This window comes from Falsiroseomonas frigidaquae, from assembly GCF_012163145.1.
GTDB lineage: Bacteria > Pseudomonadota > Alphaproteobacteria > Acetobacterales > Acetobacteraceae > Falsiroseomonas > Falsiroseomonas frigidaquae.
Window position 1 is genome coordinate 733,129 of the sequence record NZ_JAAVTX010000004.1, and the last position, 16,098, is coordinate 749,226.

At 68.7% G+C, this 16,098-nt stretch carries 17 protein-coding genes and 2 pseudogenes; 11 read left to right on the forward strand and 8 right to left on the reverse strand.

Features of this window, described 5'->3' with window-relative positions; all coding sequences use genetic code 11:
• The first annotated feature begins 5 nt into the window (after positions 1–5).
• Positions 6–809: a prolipoprotein diacylglyceryl transferase family protein gene (locus HB662_RS29270; RefSeq protein ID WP_168050822.1), complete on the forward strand. Its 804-nt coding sequence runs from the start codon at positions 6–8 to the stop codon at positions 807–809.
• Positions 810–819: 10 nt separating this feature from the next.
• On the opposite strand, the gene HB662_RS16190 is transcribed toward HB662_RS29270, so the two are convergent.
• The 4 genes and pseudogenes from HB662_RS16190 to HB662_RS16205 all read right to left on the reverse strand — a co-directional run bounded on the left by HB662_RS16190 (position 820) and on the right by HB662_RS16205 (position 4,200).
• Positions 820–2,265, reverse strand: coding sequence for a bifunctional metallophosphatase/5'-nucleotidase (locus tag HB662_RS16190; protein WP_168050823.1), 1,446 nt, complete (start codon positions 2,263–2,265; stop codon positions 820–822).
• A gap of 19 nt (positions 2,266–2,284) precedes the next feature.
• Complete coding sequence (locus HB662_RS16195) at positions 2,285–3,190, reverse strand: MBL fold metallo-hydrolase (protein WP_168050824.1); 906 nt, start codon at positions 3,188–3,190, stop codon at positions 2,285–2,287.
• 125 nt (positions 3,191–3,315) lie between these two features.
• Positions 3,316–3,746 (reverse strand): annotated as a pseudogene (locus HB662_RS29275) (IS701 family transposase); the annotation flags it as partial.
• Between the two features lie 70 nt (positions 3,747–3,816).
• Positions 3,817–4,200 carry a winged helix-turn-helix transcriptional regulator gene (locus tag HB662_RS16205; protein ID WP_168050825.1) on the reverse strand — a complete coding sequence of 128 codons (384 nt, stop codon included), beginning with the start codon at positions 4,198–4,200 and terminating at the stop codon, positions 3,817–3,819.
• 84 nt (positions 4,201–4,284) lie between these two features.
• Between HB662_RS16205 and HB662_RS16210 the strand changes: the two genes are divergently transcribed.
• Positions 4,285–5,154, forward strand: coding sequence for an alpha/beta fold hydrolase (locus tag HB662_RS16210; RefSeq protein WP_168050826.1), 870 nt, complete (start codon positions 4,285–4,287; stop codon positions 5,152–5,154).
• Between the two features lie 60 nt (positions 5,155–5,214).
• Here the strand turns inward: HB662_RS16210 and HB662_RS16215 are convergent, their stop codons facing one another.
• Entirely contained in the window at positions 5,215–6,108 is an 894-nt protein-coding gene (locus tag HB662_RS16215) for a LysR family transcriptional regulator (protein ID WP_168050827.1), read from the reverse strand.
• 102 nt (positions 6,109–6,210) lie between these two features.
• Here HB662_RS16215 and HB662_RS16220 point away from each other — a divergent pair, with 102 nt between their 5' ends.
• The gene (locus HB662_RS16220; RefSeq protein ID WP_168050828.1) at positions 6,211–7,026 is read left to right on the forward strand and encodes an SDR family NAD(P)-dependent oxidoreductase; all 816 of its coding nucleotides are present in this window, start codon (positions 6,211–6,213) and stop codon (positions 7,024–7,026) included.
• Positions 7,027–7,144: 118 nt separating this feature from the next.
• Here the strand turns inward: HB662_RS16220 and HB662_RS16225 are convergent.
• Positions 7,145–7,591, reverse strand: a pseudogene (locus HB662_RS16225) (transposase); the annotation flags it as partial.
• 45 nt (positions 7,592–7,636) lie between these two features.
• Here HB662_RS16225 and HB662_RS16230 point away from each other — a divergent pair.
• The 4 genes from HB662_RS16230 (at position 7,637) to HB662_RS29965 (ending at position 11,003) form a co-directional block, all read left to right on the forward strand.
• Entirely contained in the window at positions 7,637–8,422 is a 786-nt protein-coding gene (locus HB662_RS16230) for a sigma 54-interacting transcriptional regulator (RefSeq protein ID WP_168050829.1), read from the forward strand.
• Between the two features lie 230 nt (positions 8,423–8,652).
• Positions 8,653–8,919, forward strand: a complete 267-nt coding sequence (locus HB662_RS16235; RefSeq protein WP_168050830.1) for a hypothetical protein — start codon at positions 8,653–8,655, stop codon at positions 8,917–8,919.
• A gap of 342 nt (positions 8,920–9,261) precedes the next feature.
• A complete protein-coding gene (locus HB662_RS16240; protein WP_168050831.1) occupies positions 9,262–9,864 on the forward strand; it encodes a Crp/Fnr family transcriptional regulator in 603 nt (200 codons plus the stop codon).
• Positions 9,861–11,003 (forward strand): molybdate transporter family protein, encoded by a 1,143-nt coding sequence (locus HB662_RS29965; protein WP_168050832.1) that lies wholly within the window; start codon positions 9,861–9,863, stop codon positions 11,001–11,003. The genes HB662_RS16240 and HB662_RS29965 overlap by 4 nt, the downstream gene beginning before the upstream one ends.
• A gap of 43 nt (positions 11,004–11,046) precedes the next feature.
• Here HB662_RS29965 and HB662_RS16250 read toward each other — a convergent pair whose 3' ends face one another.
• Positions 11,047–11,796, reverse strand: a complete 750-nt coding sequence (locus tag HB662_RS16250; protein ID WP_168050833.1) for an acetolactate decarboxylase — start codon at positions 11,794–11,796, stop codon at positions 11,047–11,049.
• Positions 11,797–11,927: 131 nt separating this feature from the next.
• On the opposite strand from HB662_RS16250, the gene HB662_RS16255 reads away from it, so the two are divergent.
• The 4 genes from HB662_RS16255 (at position 11,928) to HB662_RS16270 (ending at position 15,776) form a co-directional block, all read left to right on the forward strand.
• Positions 11,928–12,512 carry a hypothetical protein gene (locus HB662_RS16255; protein ID WP_168050834.1) on the forward strand — a complete coding sequence of 195 codons (585 nt, stop codon included), beginning with the start codon at positions 11,928–11,930 and terminating at the stop codon, positions 12,510–12,512.
• 269 nt (positions 12,513–12,781) lie between these two features.
• The gene (locus tag HB662_RS16260) at positions 12,782–13,939 is read left to right on the forward strand and encodes an efflux RND transporter periplasmic adaptor subunit (RefSeq protein ID WP_168050835.1); all 1,158 of its coding nucleotides are present in this window, start codon (positions 12,782–12,784) and stop codon (positions 13,937–13,939) included.
• Complete coding sequence (locus HB662_RS16265) at positions 13,936–15,069, forward strand: ABC transporter permease (RefSeq protein WP_168050836.1); 1,134 nt, start codon at positions 13,936–13,938, stop codon at positions 15,067–15,069. The genes HB662_RS16260 and HB662_RS16265 overlap by 4 nt, the downstream gene beginning before the upstream one ends.
• Positions 15,070–15,089: 20 nt before the next feature.
• Positions 15,090–15,776: an ABC transporter ATP-binding protein gene (locus HB662_RS16270; protein WP_456305475.1), complete on the forward strand. Its 687-nt coding sequence runs from the start codon at positions 15,090–15,092 to the stop codon at positions 15,774–15,776.
• A 126-nt stretch (positions 15,777–15,902) separates the two neighbouring features.
• Here HB662_RS16270 and HB662_RS28820 read toward each other — a convergent pair.
• Positions 15,903–16,098: hypothetical protein (locus HB662_RS28820; protein ID WP_209443307.1), on the reverse strand; the 196-nt coding region annotated here is incomplete at its 5' end.

The window sequence follows — 16,098 nt, forward strand, 5'->3', positions numbered from 1 at the left end:
TGGGCGTGATCTCGATCGGACCGCTGGTGATGGCGGCGGATCGCTTCGCAGCGATCCTTGGAATCGGTGCCTTCCTTCTCGTCGCGTCGGTCCTGGCAGAACGGCGGGAGCCACGGCTGGGCTCCTGGGCCATGCTGGCGGTCGTCACGGGCGTGGCAGCGGCGCGAATGGGCCATGTCATCGAACATGCCGGCAGCTTTGCAATGGAGCCGCTGCGGGCCTTCGCCTTCTGGCAAGGCGGCTTTTCCTTCACCTGGTCGGTGCCGGTCCTGGCGATGGTGAGCCTGCTGCGACTGCGGGACACAAGCGCGCGGGCCTGGGCCGTGGCACCGCTGGCCGCCGGGCTGCTGGTCTGGAGCACCACACTGCATCTGGCCGAAGCCACCGCCGCGCCGCCCCGACCGCTGCCGGCTCTGATCCTGCCGCAGATGGCCGGGGCTCCGATCGACCTTGGCAGCACCGGCGGCCGGCCACGGATGCTGAACCTCTGGGCCACCTGGTGCCCGCCCTGCAGACGGGAGATGCCGCTGCTGCAGGAGGTGGCACGGACCACGCCGGGAGTCGATTTCCTGTTCGTGAACCAGGGGGAGGACCGCGCGCGCATCGCCGCCTATCTGGCACAGGCAGGTCTGAACCTGCCGCATGTGGTGCTGGATTCCACCTCCGCCGTCTCCCGGCATTTCGCGTCGCGCGGTCTGCCGGCAACCTTCTTCTTCGACGCGGATGGCCGCATGCGGCACCTGCATGTTGGCGAGGTGTCGCGCGAGTTCCTCGCCGGCTACCTGCACGACATGGCGCCGGCGCCCTGATGCGGCCGGGTCAGACCGCGAGCACCGCGGACGGCGCTTCCACCGCGGCATCGACATGGGTGGCGAGGTAGCGGCGCAGCGCCTCGATGGCGCGGATGTCGAGGTCGCGGCGATCCCGGCCAAATTTTCCGGGCACGCCCTGGGCGGTGACATAGGCGGCGCGGTAGCTGCGTTCTGGCTCCACCTCCGCCGCGCCGATGAACAGCCGCTCCACGCGCTGGCCGTACGGGTTTTCCAGCTTGGCGTGCAGGCGCAGCCCGCGGCATCGCTTCACATAGCCGCCCATCTGGCCGTAGGGATCCGGGCAGAAAGTGCGTTCCAGATTCTCCTCCAGCATCGCCACCAACTCCGCCCCTGTCAGCTCCACCACCGATACCGGCGGGTTGGGCGGGATGATGTTCCACAGATCGTTCATCGTGACTGGGCCGGGCGGTACCGGCGCGCCGTAGCGCCAGCCATTCGAAAAGGCGAGGTCGGTGTCCGCGGCCTCCGCGATGGCAGCGAGCAGCAGAGCGTCCATCGGGGTGTGGAACATGGTGTTACGATGCAGCGGCTGCGCCGTGTGGCCGACCACCTCTTCCAGCATCCCGCGATGCGGCGCCAGCGCGGCATCGACCAGCGCCTTCACCGCGGCATCTTCGGGGAAGCTGTCATCCAGCGCGATCAGTTCATGCGCGACGCGTACCACCTTCCCATCCGCTACATCGAGGTCGAGCCGGCCGGCGAAGGCGCCGTGGCAGCCGGACTGGATGATGGGCGTTCCGTTGACGAAGGCCGGCTGCGCCATGCGGTTGTGGGTGTGGCCACTGAGCAGCGCGTCGATGCCCGGCACCGCGGCAGCCAGCTTCATGTCCTGCGGAAAGCCGAGATGCGAAAGCACGACAATGAGATCGGCGCCGTCCCGCAGCCGCAGCCGTGCGATGTGGCCAGGCAGTTCATCCTGCCCCAGGGTCAGGCGCACGCCGGTGCTGAAATGCGGCGGCATGGTCTTGTCCACGATGGTCGCGGCGATACCAATGACCCCGACGCGCAGCCCGCCGCGTTCCAGCACCCGCGTTTCCGGGAATGCGGGCGCGCCGCCCTCCTTCTCGAAGCAGTTGATGGCGAGCAGAGGATAGTCGAGTTGCGCCGCCAGCGCCCGCAGATGCTGCGTGCCATAGGCGAAATCCCAATGCGCCGTCATCCCATCCAGCCCAATGGCATTCAGGATCGGCACCAGCGCCTGGCCCTTGCTGCTGACTACCGGATAGGTACCGTGGAAGGTATCGCCATTGTCGAGCGCGACGACCGCGCCGGGCCGCTCAGACCGCAGCCTTCGCAGCAGCGTCGCGATGCGCGCATAGCCGCCGAGGCGCCTGAACGCCATCCGGTCGCCGTGCCAGACCGGCTCCGCATGAGGTTCCAGGTAGCCATGCACGTCATTGAGTTGAAGCAGGGTGACGCTGCCGGATGCCATGTCGTCCTCCGAATCGTGTTCAGTCCCAGGGCGCGTCGCCGAGCGCATCCAGCGGAATCTTGAGGTTGCGGCGGCCGTCGCTTTCCGCCTGCGGCAGGCGGCCGCCGGTGATATTCACCTGCAACGATGACAAGATGAGCTTCGGCATGGGCAGGGTCCGGTCGCGCTCGATCCGCAGCTTCACGAAGCTCGCCTCGTCCTGGCCGCGCAGATGCGCGTTTTCCGTCTTCTGTTGCGCGACGGTGCTTTCCCACGCGACCTTGCGGCCGCCGGGCTGGTAGTCATGGCCGGTGAACAGGCGCGTCGCGTCGGGCAGCGCGATGATGCGCTGGATGCTGGCCCACAGGGCCTTCGCATCGCCGCCGGGGAAATCCGCGCGCGCGGTGCCGCCATCCGGCATGAACAGCGTATCGTGGATGAAGGCGGCGTCACCGATGACATAGGTGATGGAGGCCATGGTATGGCCAGGCGAGAACATCACCGCGGCCTCGAGATCACCGATGCGGAAACGGTCGCCATCGGCAAACAAGCGGCTCGACTGTCTACCATCGGTCGGGAAGCCGTCCGGGTAATTGTACAGGCGCTTCCAGAGTTGCTGCACCTTGACGACATGCTCGCCAATCGCGGTCGGGGCACCCGTGGTGTCGTGCAGATAGCCGGCGGCCGAGAAATGGTCGGCATGCGGATGCGTGTCGAGGATCCAGTCCAGGCGCAGCCGCTGCTCTCGGATGAAGTCCAGCATCGCATCGGCGGAGCGCGTGGCGGTGGCGCCGGACTTCTCGTCGAAGTCGAGCACCGGGTCGATGATGGCGCAGGCCCGCGTGGCGGGATCGGCGACGACATATTGCAGGCTGGAGGTGCGCTTGTCGTAGAAGGCGGTCACCTCGGGACGGCCTGCCATGCCGGGTCGCGATGGAACGCTCATGCGGCCCGCGCCTCGGCGAAATGCCGTTCGCGGTGCTTCACGTCGAACTCGCTGCCGCGCAGCATCATGTTCCAGTACGGGGCTCTGCTGAGGGGGAAATCGTCGTCCATTCGGCGATCAAAAAGCCCGTAGGCGGCGATGCGAAGGGTGGCGTGGTGGTGGAAGCCACGCCAGCCGCAACCCTCGTAGTGGCCGAGCCCGATCTCTTGCTTCAGCTCCTGGTAGTCGCGCTCGATGCGCCAGCGCAGCATCGCGTGGCGGACCAGCCTGACGCGGCTGGTGGTGGCCGGCAGGGTGGAGAGCCAGAACTTGCTGGGCTCGGCCTCCCCGATCGGCCATTCGATGAGGCACCACTCCTCGGGCCTTGGCGTTGCGGCGTTGTAGTCCCGGTGGGCGGGGCGAACGCGGATGGCGGCAAAGCGGGAGGCGAGAGGCGCATTCGTGCCCTGGCGCCAAGTCGCCCGGCGTCCTTGGGCAGACTAGCGGCGAGGTCCTTGGCCGAAACCGGCTTGTGGTCGGCGCTGCGCCCGACACGGCTCGTCGGGCGCCCCCGTCCACTCCGGGGAAAATCACCCTACATACGAACGCGACGCCGAATCGCACAGGTATATTATGACACAGTAGTATTAGGCCTGGGAAGTAGAACCTATGGGCGTTGGCAGCATGTCGAACGCATGTGTTTCGACCCAGCGGTCAAGCGTGATGACAACCGGGCTGAGTGACCAGCCTCTTTCGGTGAGTGCGTATTCCACCCTTGGCGGGACTTCGCGGTAGTCGCGCCGGTCGATGAGGCCGACTGATTCCAGACGCCGCAATGTCTGAATCAACATTTTCTCGGAGATGCCGCCGATCTGCCGCCTCAGCGCACTCGTGCGCTTGGGTCCTTCGCTAAGCGCCTCGATCACCAGCAACACCCATTTCTCCGCGAGCAACGCCAGCACGGCCCGCGCCCGGCATTCCGCCAGCATCACGTCGCCAGCGACTGGGGTGGGCTCCGGGAAGCCGGCCATACTTACTCCTGGGTCAGTACTTGAGAGATGGTATGTATGCGGTCATCTGCGGCCTGACAATCGCAGAAAGATCGAGGTGAAACCGTGGCGACCATCCATTACCGGCGACAGCAGGTCAGCGACGTTGAGGTGTTCTACAGAGAGGCGGGACCTGCCGACGCTCCGGTCCTCCTGCTTCTCCATGGCTTTCCGACCGCCAGCCACATGTTTCGTGACCTGATCCCACTGCTTGCGGATCGCTACCGGGTGATCGCGCCAGATCTTCCCGGCTTCGGGCAGACCAAGGCGCCGAAGCGCGGGCATTTCAACTATAGCTTCGACGCGCTTGCCGAGGTCATCGGCGGCTTCGTCGATGCGATCGGTCTCGAACGCTACGCCTTGTACATCTTCGACTATGGCGCGCCGACCGGCCTGCGCCTCGCGATGCAGCACCCCGAGCGCGTCACCGCGATCATCTCCCAGAACGGCAATGCCTATGTCGAAGGCTTCAGCGATCAATGGGGCGCATGGAAAGCCTATTGGCATGTCCCAAACGAGGCGAACCGGGAAGCGTGCCGGGCTTCCCTTTCGCCGGAGACGATCCGCAACTGGCAATATGGCACAGGATCGGACCTCACCCTGTTGTCGCCTGATGGGTATGAACTGGACATCGCCTACATGGCGCGTCCGGAGGCCGAGGAGATCCAGCTCGACCTGATCCTCGACTACCGCAGCAACGTGGCCTTGTACCCGGCATTTCAGGCCTATTTCCGCGAGCATCAGCCGCCGCTTCTCGCAGCATGGGGATGCCATGATCCGGCCTTCGTTCCCGCCGGCGCCAACGCTTACAAGCAGGACCTCCCGGACGCCGAAATTCACCTGCTCGACGCGGGGCACTTCGCGCTGGAGACGCATCATCAGGAGATCGCCGCGCTGGTACGCGACTTTCTTGGTCGCCAATCGGCGACCTTCTAACGATCCGCCGGGCGACTGGATCGAGATTGAGGAACCTGCTGCCCAACGGATTTGGGCCCTTCAACCAGCCCTGCTTGCCCCAAGCGCTTCCTTGAACAGTTCGAAGGCCGTCGTGCCCTGCCGATCGGGGTAATAGAGGTGGTAGCCGGCGAACGGCTCGCACCACGGTTCGAGCAGGCGGATCAGACGGCCATCGGCAACCGGCGCCGCCACCAGGTCCTCCAGGATATAGAGGACGCCGAACCCCTCGAGCGCGGCGGCCACCAGCAGGTCGCCGTCGTTGAACACCGGCCCGCGGCCCGGCGTGACCGTCACCGCATGGCCGTCGCGCTCGAACGACCAGGGAGACAGGTCGCTCTGCGCGTCGCGATAGGCGATGCAGCGATGGCCTACGAGGTCGGCGGGCGCCATCGGCGCCGGATGGTCACTCAGATAGCCGGGAGCGGCCACTACCGCGACGCGCAGTGGCGGCCCGACCGCCAGCGCGATCATGTCCTTCTCCAGTCGCTCGCCCAGCCGGATGCCCGCATCACAGCGGTCTGCCACGACGTCGGTCATGCCGTCCTCCACGCGCACCTCCACCTCGATGCCGGGGTAGCGGCGCAGGAAGGACGGGAGCATCGGCCACAGCAGCGTGTCCGCGGCGTGTTTGCCCGTCGCGATCCGGACCGTGCCGATCGCTGCCCCGCGTGCCTGCGACAGCGCCGCGACCTCGGCGGCGAGCCCGGCGAGCGCCGGCGACAGGGTGGCGAGCAGGCGCTCGCCGGCGGCGGTCGGGGCAACGCTGCGCGTCGTGCGGGAGAGCAGGCGAAAACCCAGCTGCCCCTCCAGCCGCTTCATGGTCTGGCTCAGCGCCGACTGGGTGACTCCCAGCCGTTTCGCGGCACGCGTGAAGCTGCGGTCGGCGGCGATCGCCGCGAAGACGGCGAGGTCGCCGAGCTGGTCCGGACGCATTGATGATCCCGGCTACTGGGGCCCATGACTGATTAGGCGGTTATCGCGATCCATTAGCAGGACTACCTGTTCAGCAACAGCGGACAGAATGAGGATCAGGCGATGGGCAAGGTGTGGCTGGTGACAGGCGCAAGCCGCGGACTCGGGCGCGAGATCGCGCGCGCGGCGCTCGATGCGGGCGAGACGGTCGTGGCGACGGCGCGGTCCGCCGACGCGGTGCGCGATGCCTTTGGCGGCGAACAGGGCCGCCTGCACGCCCTCGCGCTTGATGTCACCGACGCCGCAGCCGCGACCGCGGTCGCCGCCGAAACCGCCGGGCGGTTCGGAGCGATCGACGTGCTGGTCAACAATGCCGGCTATGCCGAACTAGGCTTTTTCGAGACCTTCACCGATGCCGCTGTGCGGCGCCAGTTCGAGGTCAACCTGTTCGGCACGATGAACGTCGCGCGCGCGATCGCCCCCCATATGCGCGTGCGTCGCTCAGGCCTCATCGTCACCATCTCGTCGGTGAGCGGGCTCGTCTCCAACGGCGGCGGGGCGGTTTACTCGGCCTCGAAGTTCGCGATCGAGGGATGGATGGAGGGCTTTGCGCAGGAGCTGGCACCGCTGGGCGTCCGCTCCCTGCTGGTCGAGCCGGGGATGCTGCGCACCGACTTCATGGGCGGCAAGTCGGCGCGCTTCGGCAGCATCGACATTCCGGATTATGCCGAGGCGGTCGCGCAGTACCGCGCGTTCGTGGACGGGGCCAACGGCAACCAGCCGAACGACCCGAAGCTGCTCGCCGCGCGGATCGTCGCCCTGGCTTCCCAGGACAAGCCGCCATCGCGGCTCATCTTCGGTGACGACGCTCGGCAGTGGGCCGGCGCGAAGGTCGACCAACTGCGGCAGGAGATCGCCCAGTCCGCCGATCGCGGCTGACACGATAAGGTGCCGGCAAGGGAGGTGATTGCCCCGCCCCGGCGGTACCCCTCGGGCTGAAGTGGCCCCCATCCGTCGGACAGCTTGACGGCCTGGATAAGCTCGGTCCTGGTTGTCCTCAGGCCGCCAACTTCTCTAGCTCGTTCGCCGCATATGCTTCGTCGGGAGTCCGGCCCGCCAGCGCGCTATGTGGGCGCCTGGCGTTGTAGTAGCCGATCCACTTCGACAGCCCGCCCCGCACCTCCGAGCCGGTCTCAAAAGCATGCAGGTAGACGCTCTCGTACTTCAGGCTGCACCACAGCCGTTCGATGAACACGTTGTCCATCCAGCGACCGCGACCGTCCATGGAGATCCGGACCCCAGCCTTCAGCAGCAAGCCGGTGAACCGCGGCGAGGTGAACTGGCTGCCCTGGTCGGTATTGAATATCTCCGGCCGCCCGAAGCGCGCCATGGCCTCCTCCAGCACCTCAAGGCAGAACTCCACCTCCATGGTGTTTGACACCCGCCAGGCCAGCACCTTCCGCGTCGCCCAGTCCATTACCGCAACCATGTAAAGGAAGCCGCGCGCCGGCTGCATGCCCTGTCCGGCGCCCGCGCCGCGGCGCCCTTCGTGGTGGTCGACTGCGCCGCCCTGCCCGCCGAGACGGCCGCGGCGGAGGCTGCGTTGTTTGGCGGCGACGAAACGCCGGGCCTGGTGGAATCCGCCGGGGCTGGAACGCTGTTCCTGGACGAGATCGGCGATCTGTCCGCGTCCTTGCCGGCGCGGCTGCTGCGGCTGATCGCGGAGCGCCGCTTCCTGCGGATCGGCGCAGCGGCGCCGGTGGAGACGCAGGCGCGCATCGTCGCCGCGACCAATGCCGACCTGCCTGCCCGGGTGGCCGCAGGCGCGTTCCGCGCGGATCTGTGGTTCCGGCTGTCGGGCATCAGGCTCGCCCTGCCGCCGCTCCGCACCCGGCCTGACGACCTGCAGGATCTTGCGCCGCACTTCCTGCGACGCTTCGCAAAGACCGAGCGAACCTTCGCCGACGACGGCATGGCGGCGATCCTGGCGCATCCCTGGCCTGGCAACGTGCGGGAACTGCGCAACCGGCTGGAGCAGGCGGTCCTGTTGGCTGATGCTGTCGCTCTTGGCGCGTCAGACCTTTTTCCGGAACGCGCCAACCGGGCGGAACCGGCGCCTTCTCCCGCGGTGGATCCGCCGGGTGACGTCGTCGAGGCCGCGACGGAGACGGAGCTGCTCTCACTGGCCGAGGCGCGTGATACGGCGGAGCGGGCGCATATCCAGCGGGTGCTGGCGCGCTGCGGCGGGCGGATCGGCGATGCCGCCGCCGCGCTGGGCGTCTCGCGCACGACGCTGTGGGACCGGATGCGTCGGCCTGGCATCCCGGCTCGCTGACCCAGCGTATCGCTGAACTCAGCCGAGGCCCGCGGCATGTCCAGTATTCCGGGCGTCGGCGTCAGCGATTGCGGACACCCTGTCCTCGAGGGTGAGCGCCAAGGCATGACTGGGCTCCAAGCGGAACAGCATCGAACGCCTCCCGCACGAGACGGTTGAAGCAGCACGCGGAATGCTGCGCCCGCACGACCGGCCAGTCCGCGTTCCCCTCGGATATGCAGGAGTATCCCGTGACCAGATCGACCACGTCGCCGCGCATGGAAGAACTCGACGCGCTGCGCGGCATCGCGGCCTTGATCGTGCTGCTTCATCATGCCTGGCTGCTGTTGCCCCGGTCACCGGGGGACATGCTGGGCCCGGTGGACTGGCTGCTGGAGGAGACCCCGTTACGCGTGCTGGCGCTGGGCCGGCCGCCGGCGGTGATCCTGCCGACACGGCCCTCCGTCGATCGAAGGCGCTCATCGCCATCGCTCCGTAATGGCCCAGGGCGATGGTGAGGCCGGCAACGGCCAGGCTGTGGACGAAGAAGCCGGCGACCGAGGCCTCGAAATCCCACCAGTCGAGCGAGACCTGCATCGAGAGCCTGGTGCCCAGGCCTACGCGGTCGGACGAGGATGTGCGCCGTCCGGATGATGTAGCTGGGACGCAATCAGCCTCGGTCCGAGCGGGTCAGGGCACCCGCCGCTTGGCCAGCCCCACCGAGAGCGTAACCGCCGCCCGATCGAACGTGGCGCCGGAGATGTTTCGCGCCATCACGCGCCCTGACTGAACAGTCACCACGAGACGCCCGGGATTCGAGGGTCGCGCGGCCAACCACGCCTCTGTATGATCGCAGTCACATGAGCCCCGATCTCCTCAGTACCCTGCCGCCCGGCCGTGCTGTCGCCTTAGCGCGTGGCGAGACCTTGTTTCGCGCCGGTGATCCCGCGCTCGGCCTCGTCCTCGTGCGCCAGGGGACACTGGAACTCGTCCGCACTTCGCCGGAGGGGCGCCGGCTGGTTCTGCACCGTGCCGGGCCCGGCGACACCTTCGCGGAGGCCTCGATCTTCGAAACCTGCCATCACTGTGACGCCGTCGCCGCCATGCCGAGCCGCATGACGCTCTACGCGGCATCAGACCTGCGACGGGCGGCCGAGACCGATCCCACCCTCGGCTGGCGCATCGCAGCACACCTGGCGTCGCGCCTGGTCGCCGAGCGGGCACGGGCCGAACGCCTGGCCCTGCCACATGCGGCGGATCGGATCCTGGACGTGCTGCATGCCCTTCCGTCGGAGCCTGACGGTTCGCGGCGGCTCGACAGGTCCTGGAAGACCCTCGCAGCGGAACTCGGCCTGTCCCACGAAGCGACCTATCGCGCCCTGGCCCGGCTGGAACGGTCAGGCCGCCTGTCGCGGGAGGGCGATGGTCGCGTGCGGCTGCCAGCTGCGGCGGCCCTGGCGTGACGACTCTCGCGCGCCCGACCGTCGCCGGCGAGGTGGGCGGCGCTTTCGGTGATCTCGGCACCCTGCTACCGATCCTGCTTGGCGCGATCGCCGTCGCGGGCATGTCGGCGGGCGGCGTGCTGATGGGTTTCGGCGTGTTCCTTATCGCTACCGGCCTGATCTATCGGCTGCCCTTGCCGGTACAGCCCATGAAGGCGGTCGGCGCGCTGGTCATCGCCGGCGGCCTCATGTCGGGCGAGGTGGCCGCCGCCGGCATCGCGGGGGGGCTGATCCTGCTGGCGCTCACGCTGTCCGGCGCGACATCCTGGGCGGCGCGCGTCGTGCCGCGTTCGGTGGTGCTGGGGCTGCAGCTTGGTGTCGGCGCCAGCATGGCCTGGATCGGGCTTGGCCTCGTCTGGGCGGGGCCGCTCGTGGCGGGCGTCGCCCTGGTTCTGCTGATCGGCCTGCCGCGGGTCGCGCCGCGGCTTCCCGCGGTGCCGCTGGCGCTCGCGGGCGCGATCGCCGTGGACCTCGCCGCCGGCGGGGTGCTGCCGCCGCTGCCCTCGATGGCCTTCACCTTGCCGCCGCTCGTCCTGCCGAGCGGTGGCGAGGAGGCGTGGCGCGGCTTCCTGCTCGGCGCGCTGCCGCAACTCCCACTTACCCTCGCCAATGCCGTTCTGCTGCCGGCCCTGCTGGTGCGCGAGATGTTCCCGCCCGGCGCCGCGGCACGCGCCTCCGAAGGCAGGCTTGGTCTCGTGACCAGTGGCGCCAATGTGCTGCTCGCACCATTCGGTGCCTTGCCGATGTGCCATGGTGCGGGTGGGCTGATCGCACAGCACCGCTTCGGGGCGCGCACGGGCTGGGCGCCGGTGCTGCTCGGCGCCCTGCTGCTGCCGCTTGGCCTGTTCTTCGCCGAGGATGCGGCCCGGCTGCTCGCGGTGGTTCCCGCGGGCGCGCTCGGTGCCCTGCTGATCCTGGCGGGCAGCGACCTCGCCTTGTCGCGGCGGCTGCTCGAGGTCCGCAGCGAATGCCGGCCCGCCATCGCCGCGGCGGCGCTCGCGACCTTCGCGCTCAACCCCGCCCTCGGCGTGGCAGCCGGCTGGATCCTGGAGGGGGTGCGCGCGGCCCTGCGTCCCGACCGGCGCACCGACGCGGCCTGAGCGCGGCGCCCGGGTGCGGCCACGACCCACCCCGACCGGCGCCTCATCCAAGGGGAAATGATAGCGTCCCGCCCGCCAGCAGTCCGAACTCATCGAGATGCGCCGTGGCATCGCGCGCCGGCGACACCCAGTGGCAATGCAGCGGATCCCCGGCATGGGAGATGATGCCGACCATGTCAGCGCTGGCGTGGAAGCCGATAACCTCGCCCTCGAGCCGGGCTTCCCGAAACAGGTCGGCCACCGCCATGGGGACGGGCGAGCCATGCCCGGTGAAGCGCGGGTCGGGGCCGCCGTTCACATGCATCAGAACGTCCTGCAACGTACCTCGGAACCGGAAGGGGAAGGCCATGCCGAGATTGAGGCCATTGGCCCGCGCCCGCTCCGCGATAAAGGCTCGCAGCGCGCGTTCCGGCACATCCTGCGGCACGGTCTCGCTGCGCCAGTGCGACACGCGCGTGGCAACGAGCAGGGTAGCGGATTCTGCGGCTGGCCCACAGCCTGCGCAGGGTCCGAGCGAGACGACCTCGCGCCCATCGATCACCGTGACCTCGCCGCGCAGTTCGGACAATGCCCCGACCGCCTCCGTCACCCCTTCGGCGCGCAAGCGCGCAAGCTCCACCTTGGGTGTGAAGTCGCGGCGCTGCATGAGATTGCGAAAGGCGCCATGGGCGACGATGCCACCGGGAGCGGTGGCGGCTGCCGGCTGAGCCGAGGCGCTGCCCGCCGCCAGGCAACCGAGGCACAGCGTCCCTGCCCCTTGCAGGAAACGACGACGGGAGCGCGGTTCGGTCATGGGCCGGGTCTTTCGATGCATTATCGGCGGAGATATCCCAGCCCGACGCGTGACCTGTATGACCGGGATCATATGATCCGCCTCGCGGGGGGTGTAGCCTGCGCGACAACCGGCACCCTGCGGAGAACTCCATGTCGCCAAAGCTCATCGCCATGACGGCCGGCGCCGTGCTCGCCATGGTGGCCGCCATGGGCGCCCTGCATTTCGCCCCGTCCTTCGCGCAGTCGCCGGCGCATGGCCACGCGGCCATGCACCGGGACGCGCCGGCCGCCATGCCGACGCTGCCGGGCCAGGATGCCTTCGGTGCGATGCAGGAAATCGTCCAGATCCTTCAGGCGGATCCCTCGACCGACTGGTCCAAGGTCAATCTGGCCGCGCTGCGCGAGCACCTGGTGGACATGAACGAGGTGACCCTTCGGGCCGTGGCCACCGAAAGCGCGGTTGACGGTGGTGTTGCCATCGCGGTGACCGGCAGTGGCCGGACGCTGGACGGCATCCGGCGCATGATCCCGGCCCACGGGCAGGAATTGAATCGGCTCAATGGCTGGCGCGCTACCACGGAAGCCCTGCCCGATGGCGTGCGGCTGACCGTCACCTCGGCCGATCCTGCACAGGTGGTCCGCCTGCGGGCGCTCGGCTTCGCGGGCCTGCTGGTGAGTGGCGGACACCACCAGCCGCATCACCTGATGATGGCCCGCGGCGAGCATTTCCACTGATGTGAGCCGAGCCGGTCATCGAAGCGGTCAGGCTGACGCGGCAATACGGCGATCGGCTGGCGCTGGACGACGTCCACTTTGCCGTCGCAAGTGGTAGGATCGTTCTCGGCCCGAACGGAGCCGGCAGGAGCACCATGGCCTTGATGGCGCGCGATACCTCTCCGCCGTGACGAGCGTTGCGGCGCTGCCCGGCCTCTCGACCGGATTGCGGGTGGCGATCCGCGTGCTTCACTCGGTGACGCAGTTACGGGCGCGATAGGGGGATGGCCATGCGTCGTCGGTTGGTATTGTTTGTTGCCCTTCCGCTTCTGCTGCTCGGCATGGCAGGGGGATTCGCCTACCTGCGAAACTGGCGGCCGCTCGACGTCGCGGTCGCGCCGTTCCGCCAGGATGTGCCGGTGACGGTGTTCGGCCTCGGCGCGATCGAGGCGCAGGTGCTGTCCCGCCTTGGCTTGGAGGTGCCGGGCATGCTCATCGAACTGGCAGCGGACCATGGCGATCGCGTGGCCGCCGGCGCCGTGCTCGCGCGTCTCAACCCGATCAGCCAGCAGGCGCGGCTCGCCCGCGCCGAGGCCGCGGTGCTGTCGGCCGATGCGGCCGCCGCGCGGGCGGATGCGCAGCGCGAACGCGCGGAGGCGCAGTTCACGCAGAAGCAGGCCACTGCTCGGCGGCGGCGCGACCTCGCCAATCGTGGCGTCGGCAGCCAGGAGGCCGCCGAACTGGCCGAGACCGAACAGGAATTGGCGCGCGTCGATCTTGTCGTGAACCGCGCCGATGCGGAGGTGGCGCGCGCCGCCCAGGCCGAGGCGCGCGCCAACAGGGAGACGGAACGCGCCGCGCTGGAGAAGCACACACTGCGCGCGCCCTTCGATGCCGTCGTCATTGCCCGGTCGCGGGAGGCCGGAACCGCGCTGAACCCGGGGGAAGCGGTCTTCACCCTGGTCGCGCCCGAGAGCATCTGGATGCAGGCCTTCATCGACGAAGGCCGCGCCGGCGATCTCGCACTCGGGCAGACCGGGATGGTTACGCTGCGCAGCCGTCCTGGCCGCCCGATCGAAGCCCAGATCGTCCGCATCGGGCTCGAGGCCGACCGTGTCACGGAGGAACGCCGCATCTATCTGCGCTGCCGTTCCTGCCCCGCCATGCCCGTGGTGGGCGAGCAGGCCGAGGTGGTCATCGAGACGGCGCGGCTGCCACGCGCCAGGCTGCTGCCGGAACAGGCGCTGCACGGCTTCGACGGTGCCGGCGGCACGGTCTGGACGATCGAGGATGGGCGCCTCGCGCAACGGCGGGTGAGCATCGCCGCACGGCTGGTCGATGGCCGCGTGGCCATCACCGATGGCTTGCCGGAGGACGTCGCGCTGGTGACGCAGATCGGTTCCCGCTTCGCGGTTGGGCGCGCGGCGCGTGCGGTGCCGGCGCCATGAACCTCGCCCTGGCCGATATCCGGCACAAGTTCGGCCGCTTCGTGCTGACCTGCTTCGGGCTCGGGCTGCTGATGGCGGTCGCCTTGTCCATGGTCGGCATCTATCAGGGCGTGGTGACCGAGGCGCTGGCGCTGTCGCGCAGCTTGCGGGCGGATCTGTGGGTGGTGGAATCCGGCACGCGCGGCCCCTTCGCCGAAGCCTCGCGCATCCCGGGCGATGTGCGAGAAATGGTGGCCCGCCTGCCGGGCGTTGTTGAGGCCGGTGCCATCACGCTGCGCACCGCCGAAGCCCAGGCGCCGCAGGGCACCATTCGGGTGCAGGTCATCGGCTACGAACCCGGGCGGCCAGGCGGACCATCGGTCCTCGCCAGCGGAAGGGGACTGGGTGGCGCGCGGTTCGAGATCGTGGCCGATGCCCGCTCCGGCCTGCCCTTGGGGGCCACCTTGATGCTGGGGCGCTACCGGTACCATGTGGTCGGCACCACGCGAGGGCTGGTCGCATCAGGTGGGGACCCGCTGATCTTCATGCAATTGCGCGACAGCCAGGACCTGCAGTTCCGCCTCGCACCCGCGGCGGCGCGGCGCGCGATCGCGGCCAACGCCGGCAGCGGCGGCACCGACACGGTGAACGCCATCATCGCCCGCCTGCACCCGGACGCGGACCCGGCCCTGGTGGCGGAGACCGCGCGGCGCTGGAAGCACCTCGCCGCGCTGACGGATCAGGAGCAGTCGAATCTGCTGACGCTGTCCGTGGTGAACCGCGCGCGCGTGCAGCTTGGCATGTTCACCGTCGTGCTGCTGTTCGTCTCGGCGGTGATCATCGCGCTGATCATCTACACCATGACGATGGACAAGCTGCGCGAGATCGCCACGCTGAAGCTGATCGGCGCGCCCGACAGCACGATCGTCGGCCTGGTGCTGCAACAGGCGTTGCTGCTGGGCGGCGTTGCCTATGTCGCCGCCGTGGCGATCGTGTTCTCCGCGCGCGATGTCTTTCCCCGCGCCGTCGCTCTCGGTCCAACGGAGGTCGCGGTGATGGCCGCGGTCATTGCCGTGATCTGCATGCTGGGCAGCCTCGTCTCGATCAGGGCCGCGCTGCGGATCGAACCGCAACAGGCGCTGGGAGGCTGAAGCGCGTGGCAGGCCCCCTGGTGCAGATCGAGAAGCTGAGCAAGACATTCGGTGCCGGCGACACAGCCGTGCGCGCGTTGGCCGAGGTGGACCTCGTGGTCGGGGCTGGGGAGGTGGTCGGGTTGAAGGGGCCGTCCGGCAGCGGGAAATCAACACTGCTGAACCTGATCGCCTGCATCCAGGAACCCACCGGCGGCAAGCTCTCCATTGGAGGGGAGACGGTGTGGGAGGGACGTTGGCGCGTGCCCGATCTACGCCGGCTGCGACGGGAGCGGATCGGCTTCATCTTCCAGTTCCACAATCTGCTGCCATTCCTGAATGCCATCGACAATGTCGCGCTGGCCATGACGCTGGATGGCGTGGACCGCGCCACGGCGCGGCAGCGGGCGGCCGCCCTGCTCGACTACCTTCAGGTCGGTAAGCGCGCCGCGGCAATGCCTGCGCGGTTGTCGGGCGGCGAGGCGCAGCGTGTGGCCATCGCCCGCGCACTGGTCAACCGCCCGCAGGTCATTCTCGCCGACGAACCGACCGCGGCGCTCGATTCTGAGCGCGCCCGGGTGGTGATGGACCTGCTGCGCCAGGTGGCGCGGGAACAGCAGGCGGCGATCCTGGTGGTCACGCACGACGAGAAGATCTTCGATCGCTTCGACCGCATGGTGGCGCTGCGGGACGGCCGGATTGAACAGGAGCAGCGACGCGTGGCGTGACGAGACAGTTGCGCAGGAGCTGTTCTACGCGTTCAGCTGATCTCTGGCGTCGGATGCAGCGTCAGGCGGTCTCGACCGCGTCGATGCGGCCCTGCAGGATGCCGTGGTTCCGCTGAACAGCGCTGGTCATTTGCTGCGCACCGCGGATCCGCTGATACACGGCGCAATCCGGCGGGCGACCACCACCTCGACATCGTCGCCGAACTCGACAACGATATGGCCGGGCACCTGGACCCTGATGCGCGCGCCAGCGTGCCGTAGGTGGACGCGGTAGCGCGTCCCGGGCGTCCATCGACAATCCACTGGCGGTGCAACCGAGCGC